This is a genomic window from Xinfangfangia pollutisoli (assembly GCF_020179405.1).
Classification (GTDB): Bacteria; Pseudomonadota; Alphaproteobacteria; order Rhodobacterales; family Rhodobacteraceae; genus Pseudogemmobacter; species Pseudogemmobacter pollutisoli.
Genome location: NZ_JAICBZ010000149.1, coordinates 1 through 4,005, shown reverse-complemented (window position 1 = coordinate 4,005; position 4,005 = coordinate 1). Strand labels below are relative to the sequence as shown.

Sequence of the window (4,005 nt, the reverse complement as noted above, 5' to 3'; positions counted from 1 at the left end):
GCGGCCGCGCCCTGGGCCGATGGTCCGGGCCCGGCTGGCCCGGGCGCCGCCTTGCCCGGGCGGGTTGCGTGTGAAAGCTTCTGAACCATCGCCGAACTCTGAAAGACAGCGGCGGCCAGCACCACGCAACGCACCGGCCAAGCCGCGAACCACACATTCAAAATCGCCTTTAGCGTGTCATTCTTGCTGGCTCCGCGCAAGATGCATGCGTGCGGTGCTGGGGATATTTGCATTTGTTTCATGGCCTCGGCGCGCGGCGCGGGCGCGGGTGGAAAGAAGCGGCCGGGATGCGGGGCGGCTTTCGCGGCGCGGCGCGGCATGGCAGGAAGGCCGGGCGGGCAGGGGCCCGACGGACGGAACGGAAAGGGCGGCGGGATGCGCGATCTAAGCGGTATGGCCTTTGACAGTGGCCCGCGGCTGAACCGGGCCCAGGCACTGCGCGGCGATGCGGCGGCGCTGGCAGGGCTTTGGGCCGCGGGGCTTGTGCTGGCGCTGTGGCGCGGGCGGGTCGCGCAGGGCCCCGAGGGCCTGTGCTGGCTGGCCCCGGACCATCCGCTTCTGGCCGAGGCCGCGCCGCCGGTGTTTCTGGGCACCGATGCCGAAGGCCGCGGCCGCTTTGCCGCCGATATCTCGGCCTGGGTGCCCGAAATGCATCCCTTGCCCGGCCCGGGCGCGGGGCCCTTCGATGCCGGGCTGCAGCTGCATCCGGCGCTGGCGCAAGAGCGGGGCGAGGGGCTGGGCGATCTGCGCGCGCTGCTGGGCCGGCTGGATCCCGACGAGGGCGAATTCGCCGCCATGGCCAAGGCGCTGACCGACTGGCACCGCAGCCACCGCTTCTGTTCGGCCTGCGGCCAGCCCTCGGCGCCCGAACAGGCGGGCTGGCAGCGCCGCTGCCCCTCTTGCGGGGCGCAGCATTTCCCGCGCACCGATCCGGTGGTGATCATGCTGGTCACCCGCGGCAACCGGGCGCTGATCGGGCGCAGCCCGGGCTGGCCCGAGGGGATGTATTCCTGTCTGGCGGGCTTCATGGAGCCGGGCGAGACGATCGAGGCGGCGGTCCGCCGCGAAGTGGCCGAGGAGACCGCGGTGATCTGCGGCCCGGTCGGCTATGTCGCGAGCCAACCCTGGCCCTTCCCGGCCTCGCTGATGATCGGCTGCCGGGCCGAGGCGCTGACCGAGGCGATCACGCTGGACCCGGTCGAGCTGGAGGATGCGCTGTGGATCAGCCGCGAAGAGATGGCCGAAGTGGCGGCGGGCCGGCATCCGCGGATCCGGGCGCCGCGGAAAGGCGCCATCGCGCAGATCCTGCTTGCAAACTGGCTTGCCGGCCGGCTGGATTGAGGCAAGATGCGCGCGCGCCGGGCGGCTTTGACGCTTTGGTGCCGATCCCGGGCCGGTGGTCCGGGCGACCCATGAGCCCGCAAAGGGCCTGCTGAGGCCAGGAGACAGGCAATGAAACTGACCACACGGCAGGATATCGAGGCGCCGATGGATTTCGTCTTCGCGCAGCTGACCGATTTCGATCAGTTCGAACGCATGGCGATGCGGCGCGGCGCCGAGATCGAGCGGGTGGACCGGCTGACCCAGCCCGGCCCCGGCATGGCCTGGCGGCTGAAATTCCGTTGGCGCGGCAAGGCGCGCAATCTGGTGCTGCGCTATACCGAGGGCGAGCCGGGCAGCCATCTGAGCTATGGGGTCGAAGGCGATGCGATCCTGGGCGCGGTCCGGGTGGATCTGATGGCGCTGGCGCCAAAGCGCACCCGGCTGACCATTCAGGGCGAGGTGAAGCCCAAGACCCTGGCCGCGCGCCTGGTGCTGCAAAGCTTCCGCCTGGCGCGGGGGCGGATGCTGAAGCGCGTCGACGGCGCGGCGGGCAAGCTGGCCGTGCTGATCGAGGACAAGTTCCGCGGCGGCAGCGCCCTGCCGCGCTAAGCCTGGACGGGCTGCGTCTGGCGCGCGCCCCCGTCTGCCCTGCCGGCGCGGGCCGGTCAGCGCTTGCGGTCGGCCGGATAGGCGCCGAGGATCTTCAGCTCGGTGGTGAAGAAGCCCAGTTCCTCCAGCGCGCGCGCCACGGGCGGGTCTTCGGGATGGCCCTCGACATCGGCATAGAATTCGGTCGCGGTGAAGCTGCCGCCGACCATGTAGCTTTCCAGCTTGGTCATGTTCACCCCGTTCGTCGCGAATCCCCCCAGCGCCTTGTACAGCGCGGCGGGGATGTTGCGGACGCGGAAGGTGAAGGTGGTGATCATCTGATCGCCGCGGCGGGTCAGGTCGGGCGCGCGCGCCATCACCAGGAATCGCGTGGTGTTGTTCTTCTGATCCTCGATCTCGGGCGCCAGCACTTCAAGCCCGTAGATCTCGGCCGCAAGCCGGCTGGCCAGCGCGGCGCGATGCGGCAGGCCGGCCTCGGCCACTTCGCGGGCGGCGCGGGCATTGTCGCTGCTGATATGGCCCTTGATGCCATGCGCCTTCAGGAAGCCCGCGCATTGCGGCAGGATCACCACATGGCCATGCGCTTCCGTCACCTGATCCAGCCGCGCGCCCTTCACCCCCAGAAGGTTGACATGCACGCGCACGAAAGCCTCGTCCACGATATGCAGCCCGGCGCGGGGCAGCAGGCTGTGGACATCGGCCACCCGGCCATAGGTCGAGTTTTCGACCGCCAGCATGCCCAGATCCACCTCGCCCGAGCGGGTCTTCTCGACCACATCCTCGAAGGTCTGGCAGGGCACGACTTCCCAGCCGGGGCGGGCCTGGGTGCAGGCCTGATGCGAATAGGCCCCCGGTTCGCCCTGAAAGGCGATGCGGCCCGGAACGGGTTTCGGGGCGGTCATCGGGGCTTTGGTCTGGGCCGTCATCGGGGCGCTCTCGGGTCTTGGCCGCCACAATCGGGCGGAAGGGGCGTTTGGTCGCGCTCGTACACCTTGCGCTGCATGGGGGGAAGCATATAGAAACCGCCCGAAACACGGCCAGGGGATGCGCGCGACATGTTCGACACGATGACAGTGACCAAGTCGGTTGGTGCGGTCTGCGGATCGCTTCTTGTCTTCCTGCTGGGCAACTGGGCCGCCACGAGCATTTATGCGATGGGCGCCGGCGGCCATGGCGGGGAAGGCGAAGAGCATGCCCAGGCCTATACGATCGAGGTCGCTTCGGCCGCGCCGGCCGCCGGCGCCGAGGCTGCTCCGGCCGTTGACGTGGCCGCCTTGCTGGCCGCGGGCGATGCCGCCGCGGGCGAGAAGGTGTTCTCGAAGTGCAAGGCCTGCCACCATGTCGATGGCAAGGACGCGACCGGCCCGCATCTGAACGGCGTCGTGGGCCGCCCGATCGCCGAAGTGCCGGGCTTTGCCTATTCGGCCTCGATGGCGGCGCATCATCCGGCGGTCTGGGATGCCGAGACGCTGTTCCACTTCCTGGAAAACCCCAAGGCTTTCGCCGCGGATACGAAGATGAAATTCGCGGGCATTCCGAAGCCGGAAGACCGCGCGAACCTGATCGCCTTCCTGGCCGCTCAGAACTGATCCGCAGCGCCGCTGCGTCTTTGGGCCGCTCCTTCCGGGGCGGCCTTTTGCTTTGGCGCAGGTTGGCGCCAAGGGGCCGCGCGCCAGCGCCAGATCCGGCGCAGCTGGGCCTGCCAGGCGGAAAACGTGCCGCCCAGCGCGTAGAATTCTTCCTCGGACAGGCTGGGGCGGCGTGGCGGGGGGATCAGGGGCAGCATGGGGATCTCGGGTCTGGTGTTTCACAGATGACCGAATAAGCTGCGGATCGGGGCGAATCTGCGCCCGGGATCGCAATGGGTGTTTCACTGGTGAAAGACATCAGCTGGGACGATTTGCAGCTGTTCCTGCTGGTCGCCGATGCGGGCGGCCTGTCGGTGGCGGCGCGGCAGAGCGGGCTGTCGGCGCCGACGCTGGGCCGGCGCATGCTGGCGCTGGAACAGCGGGCGGGGCAAAGCCTGTTCCGCCGCGCCCAGACCGGCTACCGGCTGACCCCGCAGGGCGAGGC

General features: G+C 69.5%; 5 protein-coding genes. 4 read left to right on the top strand and 1 reads right to left on the bottom strand.

The annotated features are described in order from the left end of the window. Positions 1 to 375: 375 nt before the first annotated feature. A complete protein-coding gene (gene nudC / locus K1Y73_RS21475) occupies positions 376 to 1,341 on the top strand; it encodes an NAD(+) diphosphatase (RefSeq protein WP_225030441.1) in 966 nt (321 codons plus the stop codon). A 111-nt stretch (positions 1,342 to 1,452) separates the two neighbouring features. Next, the gene (locus K1Y73_RS21470; protein ID WP_225030440.1) at positions 1,453 to 1,932 is read left to right on the top strand and encodes an SRPBCC family protein; all 480 of its coding nucleotides are present in this window, start codon (positions 1,453 to 1,455) and stop codon (positions 1,930 to 1,932) included. Positions 1,933 to 1,988: 56 nt separating this feature from the next. Here the strand turns inward: K1Y73_RS21470 and K1Y73_RS21465 are convergent, their stop codons facing one another. Then, positions 1,989 to 2,858: a prephenate dehydratase gene (locus tag K1Y73_RS21465; protein ID WP_225030439.1), complete on the bottom strand. Its 870-nt coding sequence runs from the start codon at positions 2,856 to 2,858 to the stop codon at positions 1,989 to 1,991. Between the two features lie 129 nt (positions 2,859 to 2,987). Here K1Y73_RS21465 and K1Y73_RS21460 point away from each other — a divergent pair, with 129 nt between their 5' ends. Together K1Y73_RS21460 and K1Y73_RS21455 are read left to right on the top strand one after the other, a co-directional pair. After that, the gene (locus K1Y73_RS21460; protein ID WP_225030438.1) at positions 2,988 to 3,521 is read left to right on the top strand and encodes a c-type cytochrome; all 534 of its coding nucleotides are present in this window, start codon (positions 2,988 to 2,990) and stop codon (positions 3,519 to 3,521) included. A 272-nt stretch (positions 3,522 to 3,793) separates the two neighbouring features. Continuing rightward, positions 3,794 to 4,005: helix-turn-helix domain-containing protein (locus tag K1Y73_RS21455; RefSeq protein WP_225030437.1), on the top strand; the 212-nt coding region annotated here is incomplete at its 3' end.

What these genes read in the sequence shown, in the direction of transcription:
- nudC (WP_225030441.1), top strand. Translation starts at nt 376, where the DNA reads ATGCGCGATCTAAGCGGTATGGCCTTTGACAGTGGCCCGCGGCTGAAC.
- K1Y73_RS21470 (WP_225030440.1), top strand. Translation starts at nt 1,453, where the DNA reads ATGAAACTGACCACACGGCAGGATATCGAGGCGCCGATGGATTTCGTC.
- K1Y73_RS21465 (WP_225030439.1), bottom strand. Translation starts at nt 2,858, where the DNA reads ATGACGGCCCAGACCAAAGCCCCGATGACCGCCCCGAAACCCGTTCCG.
- K1Y73_RS21460 (WP_225030438.1), top strand. Translation starts at nt 2,988, where the DNA reads ATGTTCGACACGATGACAGTGACCAAGTCGGTTGGTGCGGTCTGCGGA.